Source organism: Pedobacter fastidiosus, assembly GCF_014306625.1.
Taxonomy (GTDB): Bacteria; Bacteroidota; Bacteroidia; order Sphingobacteriales; family Sphingobacteriaceae; genus Pedobacter; species Pedobacter fastidiosus.
In genome coordinates this window covers 95,159-111,916 of the sequence record NZ_JACRYL010000001.1, presented here as the reverse complement: position 1 = coordinate 111,916, position 16,758 = coordinate 95,159, and the positions used below count along the sequence as shown (strand labels likewise).

The window sequence follows — 16,758 nt, the reverse complement described above, 5'->3', positions numbered from 1 at the left end:
TTTAAAGTCGTCCTTTCGACCGAAGTGGAGAAATCTTTGTAAGCAGCCATTTCTTTTTAATGAATTGCGACTTATAGTGCTTGTTTTAATTGTAGATAACTGTACAAGATGCAAAGCCCTCTCAATTAGATGTTTTTTTAAAGTCGTCCTTTCGACCGAAGCGGAGAAATCTTTGTAAGCAGCCATTTCTTTTTAATGAATAGCGACTTATTGCGCTTGTTTTAATTGTAGATAACTGAACTGGATGCAAAACCCTCTCAATTAGATTTTTTTTTAAAGTCGTCCCTTCGACCGAAGCGGAGAAATCTTTGTAAGCAGCCATTTCTTTTTAATGAATTGGGACTTATTGCGCTTGTTTTAATTGTAGATAACTGAACTGGATGCAAAACCTTCTCAATTAAAAATACCTAAACCAATTTTAAAAAAATTAAGTTTTAAGCCAGTAATCACAAATACCAAAAATTCTAAGTCAACAATTTTTAAAAAACATTTTTAATCTAATTATTTTATCCCTACATTTGCAGGCTAAAATTTTACAGTACTTTGAACCCACTAAAACAATTTTCATTACCGTTTACCGGATTAAAATTGGGCATCCATCAGTTTGAATATGAGCTAGATGACACCTTTTTTAATGCTTTTGAGTACTCGTTAATTAAAAGTGGGAATTTAAAGGTAGACTTGGAACTTGAGAAACAAGAGACCATGATGCTCTTAAAATTTAAAGTAATTGGAACAGTAAATTTAGATTGCGATAAATGCTTATCTGAATTTCCATTACCAATAAATTTGTACGAAAGACAGATTGTAAAGTTTGCAGAAGCTGAGCTAGAAAGTGATGATGATGAAATTATCTCACTAAGCCGTAAAGAAACTGCAATTGATATATCGGTGCCATTATACGAAATGATTAACGTAGCGGTGCCTTATATTAAAAACTGTGAGCAAGCCGGGAAGGACTGTGATCAGGAAATGATTGATCGATTAGAAAAATTATCTATCGACAAACAGCACGAAGAAAATGAACAAAATAGCGACCCACGTTGGGAAGCACTTAATAAGTTAAAAAAATAATTAGATTATACACCAATGGCACATCCAAAACGGAAAATCTCGAAACAGAGAAAAAATAAAAGAAGAACACACTATAAAGCTGTGACTCCTTCTTTCGCAACATGCTCGGCAACAGGTGCTATCCACGTACCTCACCGTGCTTACAACGTTGATGGTAACCTATACTATAACGGTAAATTGGTTATCGAAAATACTCAAATCGGGTAATTTTCTTAAAAAATTGTTTGTGTTTTCAGCGGCTTTAGTCATACCTTAGTCAACTGAAAAATTCAGGATTACACCTGAACTAACACAAACAGATTTTTTCTATGAAAATAGGCCTCGACATAATGGGCGGAGACTATGCTCCCAAAGCAATTGTTTTGGGAGCAATAGCAGCTCATCAATCGCTAAACGCTGGTGAACATTTAGTTCTTATTGGCGATACCGAACAGATTAAACCCATTCTAGCAGAAGAGGGCTTTAATCCGGATCATTTTGAATACGTTCATACTGATGAAGTAATTGGTATGGGCGAACACCCCACCAAAGCAATCGTTCAGAAACCAAAATCGAGCATAGCAGTTGGTTTTAACCTTTTAAAAGAAGGTAAAATTGATTCTTTCGCAAGTGCCGGTAATTCTGGTGCAATGTTAGTTGGCGCTGTTTTTAGCGTTAAAACTATTCCGGGCATTATCCGCCCATGTTTATGTACAATTCTTCCAAAAATTAAAGGTGGCACAGGTTTACTCCTCGATGTAGGTGCAAATGCAGATTGCAAACCAGATATTTTACTTCAATTTGGGGTTTTAGGAAGTTTATACGCAGAAAATTTGTTGCAAATAGATAATCCCAAAGTTGCCTTAATAAACATTGGTGAAGAAGATGAAAAAGGAAACATGCTCAGCATGGCAACTTTTCCTTTGATGAAAGACACTAATTTATTCAACTTTGTAGGCAATGTAGAAGGCAGGGATTTATTTAACGATAAGGCCGATGTTATTGTTTGTGATGGTTTTACAGGAAATGTGATGCTTAAATTGGCAGAATCATTCTATGTGCTCACCATTAAAAAAGGTTTGAAAGATGAATTTTTCGATCGCTTTAATTACGAACAATATGGCGGAAGTCCTGTTTTGGGTGTTAATGCTCCTGTGGTTATTGGCCACGGTATTTCTAGTCCGTTAGCGGTTAAAAACATGGTGCTTCAATCTAGAGAAATGATTACGACCGGATTGGTAGAAAAAATTAGAATTGCATTTAAATAATTTATTAAAATGAGTAAAATTCACGCTGCTATTACGGCAGTAAATGGTTACGTCCCAGACTATGTGCTTACAAACGCAGAGTTAGAAACCATGGTTGATACTTCGGATGAATGGATAACCAGCAGAACAGGAATTAAAGAACGTAGAATTTTAAAAGGAGAAGGTTTAGGTACTTCGGATATGGCCGTACATGCGGTAAACGGTTTGCTTAAAAAGAGAGGAATTGATGCCAAAGAAATCGAACTGATTATTTTTTGCACCACTACCCCAGATTTCACTTTCCCTGCTACAGCAAATGTTCTAGCTGATAAAATAGGAGCGACAAACGCTTGGGGTTACGATTTACAGGCAGCGTGTTCTGGGTTTATTTTTGGCTTATCAACAGGTGCATCATTTATAGAATCAGGAAGACACAAAAAAGTATTAGTGGTTGGTGGCGATAAAATGTCATCTATAATCAATTACGAAGACCGTACAACTTGTATCATTTTTGGTGATGGTTGTGGTTGTGCTTTGCTTGAACCAAATGAAGAAGGCTTAGGTGTTTTGGATTCTATTTTAAGAACCGATGGTTCTGGAAGAGATTTCTTAGGTATGAAGGCTGGAGGATCTGTTATACCAGCAACTCATGAAAGTATTGATGCAAAATTACACTATGCGCACCAAGAAGGTCCAACGGTGTTTAAATTTGCCGTGACTAATATGGCAGATGTTGCTGCAGAGATTATGGAACGCAATGGTTTAACGGCCGATGATGTTGCATGGTTGGTGCCTCACCAAGCAAATAAACGCATTATCGATGCTACTGCGAACCGAATGGGAGTTACAACTGATAAGGTTATGATTAACATTGAACGCTACGGCAACACAACTAATGGAACTATTCCATTATGTTTATGGGAATGGGAAAGCAGATTAAAAAAAGGAGATAACATTGTATTGGCAGCCTTTGGCGGTGGATTTACATGGGGATCAATTTACCTTAAATGGGCTTACGATAGCAACTAGCTTGGAGACGATAGTTGATAGCTACTGGCAATAAACCATGAACTACTTCCATCAACTCTAAACCAATTGAAAAGAAAAAATTAAAACAAAAAAAGTATAACTTAGTTAATTCATTAACACTATTTTTTACATAACTAGCCTAAAAAATGGATATCAAACAAATACAGGAACTGATTAAATTTGTTTCTCGTTCTGGAGTAAATGAGGTTGCGATTGAGCAAGAAAACTTCAAAATTACGATTAAAACAAACCAAGCACCAACTGTTGTGCATGCAACAATGCCACAAGCACCGCTTTTACAAGCTGCAGCTCCAGTTGCTACTGCTCCAACTGCACCAACTGCCGATACACCGGCCGTGCCTGCTGCAGAGGATACATCAAAATACATTACAGTTAAATCGCCAATGATTGGTACTTTTTACCGTTCTGCAAGCCCTGATAAACCAATGTTTGTTAATGTTGGCGATGAAATTGGTACTGGTAAAGTAATCTGTATTATCGAAGCAATGAAACTTTTCAACGAAATTGAAAGTGAAGTTTCTGGTCGTATTGTTAAAATACTGGTAGATAATGCATCTCCAGTAGAATATGATCAACCGTTATTTTTAGTAGAACCTATTTAGAAATTGATTTCACAGATTTAAAGATGATTACACTGATTAAAATTATTTCAGAATAAAATCATAAAAAATCGGTGTAATCCTTTCCATCGGTGTAATCATCAATTAAAAAATTATGTTTAAAAAAATACTAATTGCCAACAGGGGAGAAATCGCTTTGCGTATTATCCGTACCTGTAAGGAAATGGGCATCAAAACGGTTGCTGTTTACTCTACCGCAGATCGCGAAAGTTTACACGTACGTTTTGCTGATGAGGCTGTTTGTATTGGCCCCCCGCCTAGTAAAGATTCTTATTTAAATATTCCAAATATCATTTCAGCAGCAGAATTAACAAATGCTGATGCCATTCACCCAGGATATGGATTCTTATCTGAAAATGCTAAGTTTTCGAATATCTGTCGCGAGTACGGGATTAAATTTATTGGCGCAACACCTGAGCAAATTAACGGTATGGGCGATAAAGCCTCTGCTAAAGAAACCATGAAAATTGCTGGTGTACCAACTATTCCAGGTTCTGAAGGTTTGTTAAATAGCGTTAAAGAAGGGATCGTAATTGCCAACGAAATGGGCTATCCTGTTATTCTTAAAGCTACTGCCGGTGGTGGCGGTAGAGGGATGCGTGTGGTTTGGAAAGATGAAGATTTTGAAAATGCATGGGATAGTGCTCGCCAAGAATCTGGTGCAGCCTTTGGTAATGATGGTTTATATTTAGAAAAATATATTGAAGACCCACGCCACATTGAGATTCAAATTATTGGAGATCAATATGGAAAAGCTTGCCATTTATCAGAACGTGATTGCTCTATTCAACGCCGTCACCAAAAATTGGTAGAAGAATCTCCTTCGCCATTTATGACGGATGAACTTCGGGTTAGAATGGGCGAAGCAGCAATTAAAGGCGCAACCGCTGTAAATTATGAAGGTGCTGGTACAATCGAATTTTTGGTTGATAAACACCGCAACTTCTACTTTATGGAAATGAATACGCGGATTCAGGTAGAGCATCCGGTTACGGAAGAAGTAATCAATTTCGATTTAATTAAAGAACAGATTAAAGTTGCTGCAGGAATTCCAATATCGGGCAAAAATTATTTCCCTGATATGCATGCAATTGAATGCCGGATAAATGCTGAAGATCCAGCAAATAATTTCCGTCCATCACCTGGAAGAATTACAAATTTTCACTCTCCAGGAGGTCATGGTGTTCGTGTTGATACCCATGTTTATGCTGGTTATCAGATTCCATCAAACTACGATTCGATGATTGCAAAACTGATCTGCGTTGCACAAACCAGAGAAGAAGCAATCTGTACAATGGAGCGTGCTTTAGGAGAATTTGTAATCGAAGGTGTTAAAACAACCATTCCTTTCCATTTGCAATTGATGAAAGATCCAAACTTTAGGGCTGGAAACTTCACAACAAAGTTTATGGAAACATTTGAATTTGTTGATTCGCAATAAAGAGATTCTAAATATTTTTGAAGAAGTCAAGTTTAACCGCTTGACTTCTTTTTGTTTTAGGGCTATTTTGTAGAGCGAGATTTAATCCTTCTTAAAATTAATGCACTAATTTGTAGCGTTTTAGCAATGGCTTACGTTTCTATATTAAAACCCTCGAATTATGAAAAAAAATCTAATTAACGCGTTTATGCTCCTACTCGTTTTTGCACTATTTACGCAATGCAAAAAAGATGAATACGAACTGATCCAGATTGTAAAAATGATATCTGTTGAAGAAATGAGAGCTTTGCCAGTAGGCATGACTAAAGCTTTTCAAGCAAAAAAAACAGGTAAAATTTACATTTATAATGATTATCTGTTCATTAACGAGCCTAATGAGGGCATTCATATCTATAATAATTCCAACCCAAGTGCCCCAACAAATGTGGCTTTTTTACAAATCCCAGGAAATGTAGATTTAGCCATTCACAATAATATTCTTTACGCTGATAATTTTATTGATTTGCTTGCCTTTGATCTTTCAAACATGAGCAATATTAAACAAGTTAAAAGAGTAACGGATGTTTTTAAACAGTTATATACGGCAGGTAATGGAAAATATCTTTACACTTATAAAGATACTTTAGTGAAGAAAGAGAAGGCTAATAAAGGGAAAATGTACGATGCGGCCTACTCAAGTATTTCTTCAATGCAAAGTAGTTCTTCTGGACAAGGTGGCTCAATGGCAAGATTTACTTTAATGAGCGACTATTTATACACTGTGGGTGTTAATGATTTAAGTCTTTTTGATGTGAAAACGGCAGCGAATCCATTATTTGTAAAATCAATCAATTTAGGATGGGGCGTTGAAACTATTTTTCCTTACGAAAACAAATTGTTTATCGGGACGAATACGGGGATGCATATTTTTAGCGCAATTGATGCTGCAAATCCTATAAGATTATCTACTTACAGCCATGTTTTTGCATGTGATCCTGTAGTTGTACAAGGAAAATATGCTTATGTTACCCTCAGAACAGGTAATAATTGTAGGCAGGCAAGTAATCAATTGGAAGTTGTGGATATTGAAGACCCAACCAAACCAAAGCAAGTTTCGGTTTTCCCGATGCAAAATCCACACGGCTTAAGCGTTAGTGGCGATAATTTATTTCTTTGCGAAGGTAATTTTGGAATTAAGAGCTTTAACATTGCAGATAAAAATAAAGTTGGAGATAACTTGCTTCAACATTTAAATAATATTAAAAGTTTTGATGTAATAGCCGGCCCAAAATCCTTAATTGTTACTGGCGAAGATGGAATTTATCAATTTAATTATACTGATGCTAAAAATTTAAAACAGTTAAGTGTAATTAAGGTGAAAAATTAATTACAGCTATTTCTAAAATGAAACTGTTTGGCATTCAAAGTTTCAACAATTAAATCACAGGTTTTTCTTTAGTTTAATTCTATTTTTACAGCTATTTCTCATAATAATATAAACTATTTCTATATTTAGCACGTACATACCATTCTATTCAAATAGAATGGTATTTTTGTTTTCAACATGAGCGACACTAAAAAAACATCCCTTTTAAAAGCGATCGGGAATAAAGGAACAACCTTAGAGGCAGAAATGTCTTTTTTCGATCACCTAGACGTATTACGTAAGCATTTAATCAGAGCAGTTATTGCAATCGGTGTATTTACCGGGATCGCTTTCTATTTTAATGAAGAAATTTTAGACAAAGTAATTTTCGGTCCAAAGAAACCAGATTTCTGGACTTACAGAATGATGTGTAAGCTTGTTGAGCACTTTCCATCGCTAGGTAAGGATATGTGTATCACCAAAATTAATGGTGAGATTATCAACACGGAGATGGCCGGTCAATTTAACCTGCAATTAAATGTTTGTGTAATGTGTGGTATCGTTGCAGGCTTTCCATACTTACTTTGGGAAATTTGGCGTTTTATTAAACCAGCCCTTCATGATAAGGAACGTAAATCGGCCAGTGGTTTTGTATTCTTTGCTTCTATGCTTTTTATCATAGGAATTTTGTTCGGGTATTTCGTGGTTTGTCCACTCTCAGTTAACTTTTTAACCGGATACACTGTGAGTGCAGAAATTAAAAACACTTTCACTGTTGATTCTTACTTATCATCGGTTTCTACTCTAACTTTAGGTACTGGGATTATTTTTGAACTTCCGGTTATTATCTTTATCCTTTCTAAGTTAGGATTAATGACACCAAAGTTGATGAGATCGAGCAGAAGATACGCAGCCGTAATCATCTTAATTATTGCAGCAATTGTTACGCCTACTCCCGATATTATGACGATGTTAATTGTTGCAACACCGCTGTTTTTACTATATGAGTTGAGTATTTTCGTATCTGCATACATCGAAAGAAAGAAGAAAAAAGCTGAGGCAGCATTTTATGCTAACTAACAAAAACATTACGAATAGATTTCATAATTCTCTATAAATTTGGCAATGTCTGATACAAAAATAAAAATTGCTATTGGTGCAGATCATGCAGGATTTGAGTACAAAGAAGTTTTAAAGAATTTCCTTATTGATTATGAGGTTAAAGATTTTGGAACTTATTCACTTGATTCTGTAGATTATCCAGATTTCGCCCATCCTGTTGCTTCGGCTGTAGAAAGTGGCGAATTTGAATATGGCATTTTACTGTGTGGATCTGCAAATGGTGTAGCCATTACTGCAAACAAACATCAAAATATTAGAGCGGGTTTATGTTGGGAAATTGAAGTTGCATCTTTAGTTCGCAAACATAACAATGCAAACATTTTATGCATTCCTGCAAGATTTGTATCAGAAGAACTTGCGAAAGAGATTACAACTACTTTTTTAAATACTGCGTTTGAGGGTGGTCGTCATCAAAACAGGGTTGATAAAATATCTTGTTAAGCAACAATGTTTCAACTAACTTTTTATAAAAATAATGAATAAAAAATTTCTAACTCTGGGCTTGGCATCAATACTTAGTGCTGGTTGCTTTGCTCAAATTAAACCACTTGTACCCAATAAGGATGCAATAAAGTTTAGTAAAGCCATTAGCCCAGAAAATGCGTATAAACACCTTTCTGTACTGGCATCTGATGCTTATGAAGGTCGTGAGACAGGAAAAAAAGGCGCTTGGATGGCTGCAGATTATATCCGCGATTATTTTAAATCTTTAGGTTTAAAGGGTCCGGTTGATGGGGGCTATTTTCAAAAAATAGACTTAGCAAACTTTAGCGTGAGCGAAAGTATGTTTACCATTAATGGCCAGCCAAAAGAAGCTTACAAAGATTTTGTTATCCCAAGTAATTCTGTTGGCTTAAGTGGTTTCACTTTCAGTTCGAATGAGATTGTTTTTGTTGGATATGGTTTAACAAAGGATACTTACAACGATTTCGAAGGCGTTAATGTTGAAGGAAAAGTAGTTTTGATGTTTGCTGCTGGAGATCCAACGGCTAAATCTGGTGATAAAGTAGAAAGACGCCAAGCAATGATGGCTCGTGCTAAAAAGATGACTTTCTTAGCTCAAAACAAAGCAAAAGCAGTTATTTTAATCGACCCTAGTTTAGATAACATGACGGAAGATCGCAAGGCTTCTTATACAGGTGGATCGAATGTTATGAAAACTCAGGAGAATATCGATCGAATGAAAAAGCAAAATCCTTTTACATCGATTTCTATTTCTACCGCTACAGCGAATGAAATTCTGAAAACAGCAAATACTTCAGTTGAAGCTGTACAGAAAAAAATTGCTGAAACGATGAAACCTGCTTCGCAAACTTTAAATGTTGCTGTTTCGGCAAGTGCAATGAAAAAAGAAACGCCAGTACGTTGCGAAAACGTATTGGGGTTTTTAGAAGGTACAGATCCCACATTAAAAAAAGAAGTTTTAGTTTTAACCGGCCATTACGATCATATTGGAATTACTCCAGAAGTTGAAGGACCAGATAAAATTAATAATGGCGCCGATGATGATGGATCTGGTACAACCGGCGTATTGCTAATGGCTAAAGCTTTTACTGATGCAAAAAAGGCTGGTAAAGGTTCAAAACGTAGCATCCTTTTTATGACGGTTGTTGGTGAAGAAAAAGGACTTTGGGGTTCTGAGTGGTATTCTGAGCACCCTATATTCCCTGTAGAAAATACAATTGCTGATTTAAATACGGATATGATTGGTAGAATTGGTGAAGAATATTTGGGCAAACCAGATTCTGCAAACTATATATATTCAGTGGGTTCAAAAATGTTAAGTAGCGACTTAGCTACTTTACAAGATAGAGTTAATGCAACCTACACCAAAATGAAATTGGATTTTAAATATGATGATCCGAAAGATACAGAGCGTATTTATTACCGTTCGGATCACTACAATTTTGCTAAACTGGGCATTCCAATTATTTTCTATTATGATGGAATGTTGCAACAAGATTATCACAGACCGGGTGACGAAATAAGCAAAATTAACTTCCCGTTATTGGCAAAAAGAGCGCACCTAACTTATTATATCGCTTGGGAGTTGGCTAATCAGGCCAAACGTCCATTAGTTGATATGGATGGCAAAGGAAATCCAAAGAATTAATACAGTCAAAATATTTAAGCCCCGACATTTCATCGGGGCTTTTGCTTTTAGTATCTTATCATAATCAGTTTGAAATATCAATTTAAAAATATTATTTTTGATTAAATCAAAACTTATGAGTCAAGCGCAAATTTTTGAAAAGATTAAGATGATACCCACTGCTTATCAACAAGAAGTAGAGGATTTTATCGATTTCATCTTACAGAAAAAAACAAAGAATGATTTAGAGGAAAATAAAAAAAGAAAAATTGGCTTATTAAAAGGAAAGATGAAAATGAGCTCCGATTTTGACGAACCTCTAAATGATTTTAAATGTAATGATCAAAATATTTAAGCCCCGACATTTTCATCGGGGCTTTTTTATGCACAATACTTTTGCTGGCAATAGAAATTCCTATCTTTGAGATATGATGAAAACCTCCGAGGAATTTTTAGAGAAATCCGATGAAAAAGCTTTCGATTTACCACACCGTAAAACAATAAACTACAATATTGGTAAGTACAATGTGGCTTTTGAACGCGGATTATCTAAATTCGAAAACCTAGAAGCATCTAAAAAGAAAGCTCATGTTGTTAAGTGGCGGGTTATGGAAAATCTCGACAAGTTCTTGCCAGAATTTGAATCGAATTTTCAGCGCAGAGGTGGTAAAGTAATTTGGGCAAATGATGCCGAAGAAGCGCAACAGGAAATCCTTAACATCATTAAAAGAAACAACGGCAAAACGGTTATCAAATCGAAATCGATGACGACCGAAGAAATTCATCTGAATGATTTTCTGGAGAAAAACAATATAGAATCTTTAGAGAGTGATTTAGGCGAATATATTGTTCAATTATTAGGGCAGGCACCGTACCACATCGTTACGCCTGCAATGCACCTTAGTGCAACTGATATTGCACAGTTATTTCATGATAAATTTGGAACACCAATTGATGCTACTCCTCCTCAACTAGTTCAAAAGGCTAGAGAATTACTTCGTGATAAGTACTTAAATGCAGATATTGGAATTAGTGGGGGTAATTTTCTAATCGCTGATACAGGAAGTATCGCTTTAACCGAAAATGAAGGCAATGCCCGTTTGAGTACCACCTTCCCTAAGATTCATATTGCAGTAGTTGGGATAGAAAAAATTATCCCTTCTATGGCAGATTTGGATCTTTTCTGGCCCTTATTGGCCTCACACGGAACAGGTCAAAACCTAACCGTTTACAATACCATTTTAAGTGGGCCACGCCAGCCCAACGAAACCGACGGACCTGAAGAAATGTATGTTATCCTTTTAGATAATGGACGTACAAACTTATTGGCTCAGAAAGATCAGCGCCAAGGTTTATATTGCATTCGTTGTGGTGCTTGCTTAAATGCTTGTCCGGTTTATAAAAACATTGGTGGTCATACTTATAATACAACTTATAGTGGTCCAATCGGCTCGGTAATTACGCCCCACCTAAAAGGGATGGAAGAATTTAAACATTTAAGTTATGCTTCTAGTCTTTGCGGAAAATGCTCTGAAGTTTGCCCGGTTAAAATCGATATCCATAAAATGTTATTGTTAAATCGTAGAGATGCAGCAACATCGCATGACAATGGAAAAGTAGAAGAAATTGGTTGGGGAATGTTTAATCGAATGATGCAAAATCGTAAATGGATGGACTTTTTCGGCGGAAAATTTAAAAACTTTATGCTAAAAACATTCTTCAAAAAAAGCTGGGGTAAATATCGTGAAATGCCAAAAGTTGCCGATAAATCTTTTGCAAAACAATTTGAGGGAATGAAGAAAAGTAAGGAACAATAAACCTTAATTGGCAGTCTAAATTTTGTATATTTGATATATATGTTATAATCAAATTGATGGAAACTATTTTGCTACAAATTAATAATGAAAAAGCTTATAAACTAATTGAAGACTTAGAAGCTTTGAACATTGTTAAGGTTTTACAAAAAAATATAAAACCTAAAGAAAGTCTTTCTAAAAAATTTGCTGGGTCGTTAAACCTTACCAATCAGGAATACGAGGATTTTCAACAACATATAAAAGATAGCAGAAACGAATGGGAAAGGGATTTTTAATCGACACCAATGTTATAATCGGTTATTTGGATGGGAAAATTGAGAACAATGGAATGCTTTTTATGCATCCGATTATCGATAGCGTCCCGAACATATCAGTAATAAATAAAATCGAAGTCTTAAGATTCAATCAATCAAATGAAACCTACAAGACTTTGATAGATTTTGTACAATCGAGCAATATTTTTAGTTTGACAGATGACATCGTTGAAATAACTATCGCAATTTGCAAGCTCAACAAAATCAAACTTCCCGATGCCATAATTGCTGCCACAGCAGTTGTGCACAACCTCACCCTAATTACAAGAAATACTGCAGATTTTAATAAAATCGAAACCTTGGAAATACTTAATCCTTGGGATATTTCGTAATTTTTTACCTGAATTTATATGCACTTCAACCGCGGCGATAAAGACGACAAATTCTTACTGAATTTATACCAAAGATTGCTTTACCCTCGAATGGTTGAGGAAAAAATGCTGAAGCTTTTGCGTCAAGGTAGAATTGGCAAATGGTTTTCAGGAATCGGCCAAGAAGCAATTGCAGTTGGCAGTACAATGGCTATGCAGAGCGATGAATATATCTTGCCGATGCACCGTAATCTGGGTGTTTTTACTACTCGAGATATTCCTTTAAAAAAATTAATGGCACAATGGCAAGGTAAGCTTTCGGGCTTTACCAAAGGCCGCGACCGCTCCTTTCATTTTGGCACTCAAGATTATAAAATTATCGGGATGATTTCGCATCTCGGTCCGCAAATGGCTTTGGCCGATGGGATTGCTTTGGCTGATGTTTTGGCCAATAAACAAAAAGTAACATTGGTTTACACTGGCGAAGGTGCAACCAGTGAGGGCGATTTCCATGAAGCGGTCAACGTTGCTGCCGTTTGGGATCTGCCAGTTATTTTTATAATTGAAAACAACGGTTACGGATTATCAACTCCAAAATCAGAACAGTTTAAATGCAAAAACTTAGTTGATAAAGCAATTGGCTACGGCATTGAGGGCATCCAAATTGATGGAAACAATATTCTGGAAGTTTATGATACCATTAACCGATTAGCTACTGATTTGCGTAAAAACCCTCGCCCGGTTTTAATTGAATGTTTAACTTTTAGAATGCGTGGACATGAAGAAGCTTCTGGGACGAAGTATGTTCCACAAGAATTATTTGATGAATGGGAGAAAAAGGACCCTTTAAATAATTACGAACAGTATTTAATTGAGCAAAATATTTTAACATCAGATTTAGTTATAGATCTCAAAATTCAACTTAAAAGAGATATAGAACTAGAGGTTGAAGAAGCTTTTGAAGAACCGGAGCCAGAAGCAAATTCTGTTTTAGAAGAGACAGATATGTATTTTCCTTACGAGCAACAGGTAATTGCACCAAGTCACTCCTCCACAGAAAAAAGATATTTAGATGCGATAACCGATGGCTTAGATTTGGCGATGCAAAAATATCCCAACCTCGTTTTAATGGGTCAGGATATTGCCGATTATGGTGGCGCCTTTAAAATTACAGATGGCATTACTGCAAAATATGGAAAAGGAAGAGTTCGAAATACCCCTATTTGCGAATCGGCAATTGTTGGTGCAGGCTTAGGCTTATCCATAAATGGCTATAAAGCAGTTGTAGAAATGCAATTTGCAGATTTTGTAACGGTTGGCTTTAACCAAATTGTAAATAATTTGGCTAAAACACATTATCGTTGGGGAGAAAAGGCCGATGTAGTGGTTCGAATGCCTACAGGTGCAGGAACGGGCGCAGGACCTTTTCATTCACAAAGTAATGAAGCTTGGTTTACCAAAACTCCTGGACTAAAAATAGTATATCCAGCTTTTCCTGAAGATGCAAAAGGTTTGCTATTGGCTGCTATTGAAGACCCAAATCCAGTTTTATATTTTGAACATAAATATTTATACCGAAGTTTAACAGCTTCTATTCCTGATGGTTATTACACCACTGAAATTGGTAAAGCCGTTACGCTTGCAAAGGGAAATAAATTCACGATTATTACTTATGGTTTAGGCGTTCATTGGGCATTGGAATATTTAAGGAACAACCCTGAAAAGGATGCAACTTTAATCGATTTAAGGACCTTACAGCCGTGGGATAAGGAAACCGTTGAAGATGCAGTTAAGGCTACAGGAAGGGTTTTAATTCTTCATGAAGACACACTTACCAATGGTTTTGGTGCTGAAATTTCTGCATGGATTGGCGAACATTGTTTTCAATATCTCGATGCACCAGTTTTGCGATGCGCCAGTTTAGATACGGCAATTCCAATGAGTAAAGTGCTGGAAGAAGATTTTCTCGCTAAATCTAGATTAGCAGAAACAATTGAAAAATTATTGAAATATTGAGTTTTGGTTATTTGTTTAAATGTAAAATTGGTTAAATGCATTTACCGCATTGACCAGTTAAGCAATTAACCGATTCAAATAAATTATACAGTTAAACAACAGATGAGCAATTTTAAAGTCGAGGGAAACATAGTTGATATCACAAAGCGAAATATTTTCTTTGGCGAAGTAGAAGTAGAAGATGGAAAGATAAAATCTATAAATAAAATATCAGAGGCTAAGGATAATACTCATTTTATCCTCCCAGGTTTTATCGATAGCCATGTTCACATTGAGAGCAGCATGTTAATTCCAAGCGAATTTGCAAGGCTCGCTGTTGTGCATGGAACAGTTTCAACTATCAGCGACCCACACGAAATTGCTAACGTTTGTGGTATGGAAGGTGTTGAATTTATGATCGAGAACGGCAATACTGTTCCTTTCAAATTTAATTTTGGCGCTCCAAGTTGTGTTCCTGCAACTATTTTTGAAACTGCTGGTGCTGAATTAAATCACGATGATGTTAAGGCACTTTTAGAACGGCCTGAAATAAAGTACTTGAGTGAAATGATGAATTTTCCTGGTGTACTTTATAAGGATGAAGAAGTTTTAAAAAAGATTGCTGCTGCATACGAATTAGGCAAACCTGTTGATGGGCATGCGCCTGGTTTACGTGGCGATGCTGTTCAACAATATATTGATGCAGGAATTTCTACGGATCATGAATGTTTCACGTCTGAAGAAGCTTTAGATAAACTAGAACGAGGAATGAAAATCCTTATTCGTGAGGGAAGTGCTGCTAAAAACTTCGAGGCGCTTATCGATTTGCTAAACGACTGGCCAGAAATGATGATGTTTTGCAGTGACGATAAACACCCTGATAGCTTAGTTGAAAGTCATATAAATCAGCTTTGCGCAAGAGCCGTTGCAAAAGGAATTGATATTTTTAAGGTGCTTCAAGCCGCATGTATTAACCCTATTCTTCATTATAAATTAGATGTTGGTCAACTGCAAGTTGGCGATTATGCCGATTTTATCGTAATTGAAGATTTAAAAAACTTTAAAGTAAAACAAACTTATATTGACGGTATTCTGCTTGCAGAAAATGGCAAAGTTGTTGGAGATTGGGTAAAACATATTGATGATCGGGAATCTGTAAATCATTTCGATTGTAGTTTTAAAAAGGAAGAAGATTTTGCTTACCTATTCTCAGGACAAGAAGAAATTCCAGTAATTGAGGCATTAGATGGTCAGTTGATTACAAACCGCCTTTCTTCAGAACCAAAGATTTTAAATAAAAATATTATCAGCGATGCAGAAAACGATGTTTTGAAAATGGTTGTTGTTAACCGTTATCATGATGCACCGATTGCAGTTTCATTTGTTAAAAACTTCGGATTAAAAACTGGTGCTATAGCGTCGAGTGTTGCACACGATAGTCATAACATTATTGCGGTTGGTGTCGATGATAAAAGCATTTGCGATGCGGTTAATTTAGTGATTAAGGAAACTGGAGGTGTAGTTGCTTTGGGAAATGGGAAAGAAGATATTTTGCCTTTACCTGTTGCGGGTTTAATGAGCAATCAGAATGGGTTTAAAGTTGCCGAATGTTATACTTCGATTGATAAATTCGCTAAAGAATTAGGCTCAACCTTGGTTGCTCCTTTTATGACGCTTTCTTTTATGGCTTTACTTGTTATTCCACATTTAAAGTTAAGCGATAAGGGTTTGTTTGATGGCGATGAGTTTAAATTTGTTTAGCTACATTACTCCTTCGATTCTATCTATAAACACATTAACTAATTTATAATCTTTATTAAGTTGAATGATTTCAGGCCATAAAGTCTTTAGTGTGTCATAGAATTGAGCCATTTTCATATTACCCAATCTTATATGAATTATTTTTGGTGGTGGTAAATGCATCAGTATTCGAGAAGAGAAATCGCTATCTTTTGTTACAATTGTTAAATGATGATCTTTAGCGTATTTCCAAATTATCGAATCGGGCCATTCATCGCCAAGTTCATATTGATGAATATATTCTTCGCTATGCCACAAAGAAAAAAAACGAGGGAGATTAACATCAATTAGAAATTTATGCTCCATTAAGCAACAGCTTGTTTAATAATAAAGCTATGGTTCATTAATTCAGTTGCATAACGCATACAAGCGGTGATATCTTCAGCTACTAATGATGGGTATTGTTTTAAAATTTCATCTACAGTTTCACCAGCAGACAAATATTCCATTATAGTTTGTACAGTAATTCTTTTTCCTCTTATAATTGGCTTTCCATTACAAATATCACTGTCTATGTAAATACGGTCGAAGATTTGTTCCATAACTTAAAG

The 16,758-nt window shown here is 35.9% G+C and carries 18 protein-coding genes; 16 read left to right on the top strand and 2 right to left on the bottom strand.

The genetic code is table 11. The features are described from left to right. Positions 1 to 543: 543 nt before the first annotated feature. From H7U22_RS00500 to ade, 16 genes are all read left to right on the top strand, one after another. Complete coding sequence (locus tag H7U22_RS00500) at positions 544 to 1,074, top strand: YceD family protein (RefSeq protein WP_187069382.1); 531 nt, start codon at positions 544 to 546, stop codon at positions 1,072 to 1,074. A gap of 15 nt (positions 1,075 to 1,089) precedes the next feature. After that, positions 1,090 to 1,281, top strand: a complete 192-nt coding sequence (rpmF, locus tag H7U22_RS00495; protein ID WP_131556053.1) for a 50S ribosomal protein L32 — start codon at positions 1,090 to 1,092, stop codon at positions 1,279 to 1,281. 101 nt (positions 1,282 to 1,382) lie between these two features. Beyond that, positions 1,383 to 2,321 carry a phosphate acyltransferase PlsX gene (gene plsX / locus H7U22_RS00490; protein ID WP_187069381.1) on the top strand — a complete coding sequence of 313 codons (939 nt, stop codon included), beginning with the start codon at positions 1,383 to 1,385 and terminating at the stop codon, positions 2,319 to 2,321. A gap of 9 nt (positions 2,322 to 2,330) precedes the next feature. Further along, positions 2,331 to 3,329 carry a beta-ketoacyl-ACP synthase III gene (locus tag H7U22_RS00485; protein ID WP_187069380.1) on the top strand — a complete coding sequence of 333 codons (999 nt, stop codon included), beginning with the start codon at positions 2,331 to 2,333 and terminating at the stop codon, positions 3,327 to 3,329. A 146-nt stretch (positions 3,330 to 3,475) separates the two neighbouring features. Continuing rightward, the gene (gene accB / locus H7U22_RS00480; RefSeq protein ID WP_187069379.1) at positions 3,476 to 3,952 is read left to right on the top strand and encodes an acetyl-CoA carboxylase biotin carboxyl carrier protein; all 477 of its coding nucleotides are present in this window, start codon (positions 3,476 to 3,478) and stop codon (positions 3,950 to 3,952) included. A gap of 112 nt (positions 3,953 to 4,064) precedes the next feature. Further along, the gene (accC, locus tag H7U22_RS00475; protein WP_187069378.1) at positions 4,065 to 5,411 is read left to right on the top strand and encodes an acetyl-CoA carboxylase biotin carboxylase subunit; all 1,347 of its coding nucleotides are present in this window, start codon (positions 4,065 to 4,067) and stop codon (positions 5,409 to 5,411) included. Positions 5,412 to 5,571: 160 nt separating this feature from the next. Next, a complete protein-coding gene (locus tag H7U22_RS00470) occupies positions 5,572 to 6,777 on the top strand; it encodes an LVIVD repeat-containing protein (RefSeq protein WP_187069377.1) in 1,206 nt (401 codons plus the stop codon). Between the two features lie 177 nt (positions 6,778 to 6,954). Then, positions 6,955 to 7,836, top strand: coding sequence for a twin-arginine translocase subunit TatC (gene tatC / locus H7U22_RS00465; protein ID WP_187069376.1), 882 nt, complete (start codon positions 6,955 to 6,957; stop codon positions 7,834 to 7,836). 45 nt (positions 7,837 to 7,881) lie between these two features. Continuing rightward, positions 7,882 to 8,319, top strand: a complete 438-nt coding sequence (rpiB, locus tag H7U22_RS00460) for a ribose 5-phosphate isomerase B (protein ID WP_187069375.1) — start codon at positions 7,882 to 7,884, stop codon at positions 8,317 to 8,319. Positions 8,320 to 8,353: 34 nt separating this feature from the next. Continuing rightward, positions 8,354 to 9,991: a M28 family peptidase gene (locus tag H7U22_RS00455; RefSeq protein ID WP_187069374.1), complete on the top strand. Its 1,638-nt coding sequence runs from the start codon at positions 8,354 to 8,356 to the stop codon at positions 9,989 to 9,991. Between the two features lie 115 nt (positions 9,992 to 10,106). Beyond that, positions 10,107 to 10,325 carry a type II toxin-antitoxin system VapB family antitoxin gene (gene vapB, locus H7U22_RS00450; protein WP_187069373.1) on the top strand — a complete coding sequence of 73 codons (219 nt, stop codon included), beginning with the start codon at positions 10,107 to 10,109 and terminating at the stop codon, positions 10,323 to 10,325. Between the two features lie 73 nt (positions 10,326 to 10,398). Further along, positions 10,399 to 11,787 carry a LutB/LldF family L-lactate oxidation iron-sulfur protein gene (locus H7U22_RS00445; RefSeq protein ID WP_187069372.1) on the top strand — a complete coding sequence of 463 codons (1,389 nt, stop codon included), beginning with the start codon at positions 10,399 to 10,401 and terminating at the stop codon, positions 11,785 to 11,787. A gap of 56 nt (positions 11,788 to 11,843) precedes the next feature. After that, a complete protein-coding gene (locus H7U22_RS00440; protein WP_187069371.1) occupies positions 11,844 to 12,062 on the top strand; it encodes a hypothetical protein in 219 nt (72 codons plus the stop codon). Further along, the gene (locus H7U22_RS00435) at positions 12,044 to 12,433 is read left to right on the top strand and encodes a type II toxin-antitoxin system VapC family toxin (protein ID WP_187069370.1); all 390 of its coding nucleotides are present in this window, start codon (positions 12,044 to 12,046) and stop codon (positions 12,431 to 12,433) included. Before H7U22_RS00440 ends, H7U22_RS00435 begins: the two co-directional genes overlap by 19 nt. Before the next feature lie 18 nt (positions 12,434 to 12,451). After that, positions 12,452 to 14,428, top strand: a complete 1,977-nt coding sequence (locus H7U22_RS00430) for an alpha-ketoacid dehydrogenase subunit alpha/beta (RefSeq protein ID WP_187069369.1) — start codon at positions 12,452 to 12,454, stop codon at positions 14,426 to 14,428. Positions 14,429 to 14,530: 102 nt separating this feature from the next. Next, the gene (gene ade / locus H7U22_RS00425) at positions 14,531 to 16,168 is read left to right on the top strand and encodes an adenine deaminase (protein WP_187069368.1); all 1,638 of its coding nucleotides are present in this window, start codon (positions 14,531 to 14,533) and stop codon (positions 16,166 to 16,168) included. Here ade and H7U22_RS00420 read toward each other — a convergent pair whose 3' ends face one another. Beyond that, complete coding sequence (locus H7U22_RS00420) at positions 16,169 to 16,513, bottom strand: DUF5615 family PIN-like protein (protein WP_187069367.1); 345 nt, start codon at positions 16,511 to 16,513, stop codon at positions 16,169 to 16,171. Further along, positions 16,513 to 16,749 (bottom strand): DUF433 domain-containing protein, encoded by a 237-nt coding sequence (locus tag H7U22_RS00415; protein WP_187069366.1) that lies wholly within the window; start codon positions 16,747 to 16,749, stop codon positions 16,513 to 16,515. Before H7U22_RS00415 ends, H7U22_RS00420 begins: the two co-directional genes overlap by 1 nt. Positions 16,750 to 16,758: the final 9 nt, after the last annotated feature.

Excerpts from the sequence above, each read along its gene's own strand:
- H7U22_RS00470 (WP_187069377.1), top strand. The coding sequence starts at position 5,572 with ATGAAAAAAAATCTAATTAACGCGTTTATGCTCCTACTCGTTTTTGCA.
- H7U22_RS00440 (WP_187069371.1), top strand. The coding sequence starts at position 11,844 with ATGGAAACTATTTTGCTACAAATTAATAATGAAAAAGCTTATAAACTA.
- H7U22_RS00435 (WP_187069370.1), top strand. The coding sequence starts at position 12,044 with ATGGGAAAGGGATTTTTAATCGACACCAATGTTATAATCGGTTATTTG.
- H7U22_RS00430 (WP_187069369.1), top strand. The coding sequence starts at position 12,452 with ATGCACTTCAACCGCGGCGATAAAGACGACAAATTCTTACTGAATTTA.
- H7U22_RS00415 (WP_187069366.1), bottom strand. The coding sequence starts at position 16,749 with ATGGAACAAATCTTCGACCGTATTTACATAGACAGTGATATTTGTAAT.
- ade (WP_187069368.1), top strand. The coding sequence starts at position 14,531 with ATGAGCAATTTTAAAGTCGAGGGAAACATAGTTGATATCACAAAGCGA.
- tatC (WP_187069376.1), top strand. The coding sequence starts at position 6,955 with ATGAGCGACACTAAAAAAACATCCCTTTTAAAAGCGATCGGGAATAAA.
- H7U22_RS00485 (WP_187069380.1), top strand. The coding sequence starts at position 2,331 with ATGAGTAAAATTCACGCTGCTATTACGGCAGTAAATGGTTACGTCCCA.
- accC (WP_187069378.1), top strand. The coding sequence starts at position 4,065 with ATGTTTAAAAAAATACTAATTGCCAACAGGGGAGAAATCGCTTTGCGT.
- plsX (WP_187069381.1), top strand. The coding sequence starts at position 1,383 with ATGAAAATAGGCCTCGACATAATGGGCGGAGACTATGCTCCCAAAGCA.
- H7U22_RS00445 (WP_187069372.1), top strand. The coding sequence starts at position 10,399 with ATGATGAAAACCTCCGAGGAATTTTTAGAGAAATCCGATGAAAAAGCT.
- rpmF (WP_131556053.1), top strand. The coding sequence starts at position 1,090 with ATGGCACATCCAAAACGGAAAATCTCGAAACAGAGAAAAAATAAAAGA.
- vapB (WP_187069373.1), top strand. The coding sequence starts at position 10,107 with ATGAGTCAAGCGCAAATTTTTGAAAAGATTAAGATGATACCCACTGCT.
- accB (WP_187069379.1), top strand. The coding sequence starts at position 3,476 with ATGGATATCAAACAAATACAGGAACTGATTAAATTTGTTTCTCGTTCT.
- H7U22_RS00455 (WP_187069374.1), top strand. The coding sequence starts at position 8,354 with ATGAATAAAAAATTTCTAACTCTGGGCTTGGCATCAATACTTAGTGCT.
- H7U22_RS00420 (WP_187069367.1), bottom strand. The coding sequence starts at position 16,513 with ATGGAGCATAAATTTCTAATTGATGTTAATCTCCCTCGTTTTTTTTCT.
- rpiB (WP_187069375.1), top strand. The coding sequence starts at position 7,882 with ATGTCTGATACAAAAATAAAAATTGCTATTGGTGCAGATCATGCAGGA.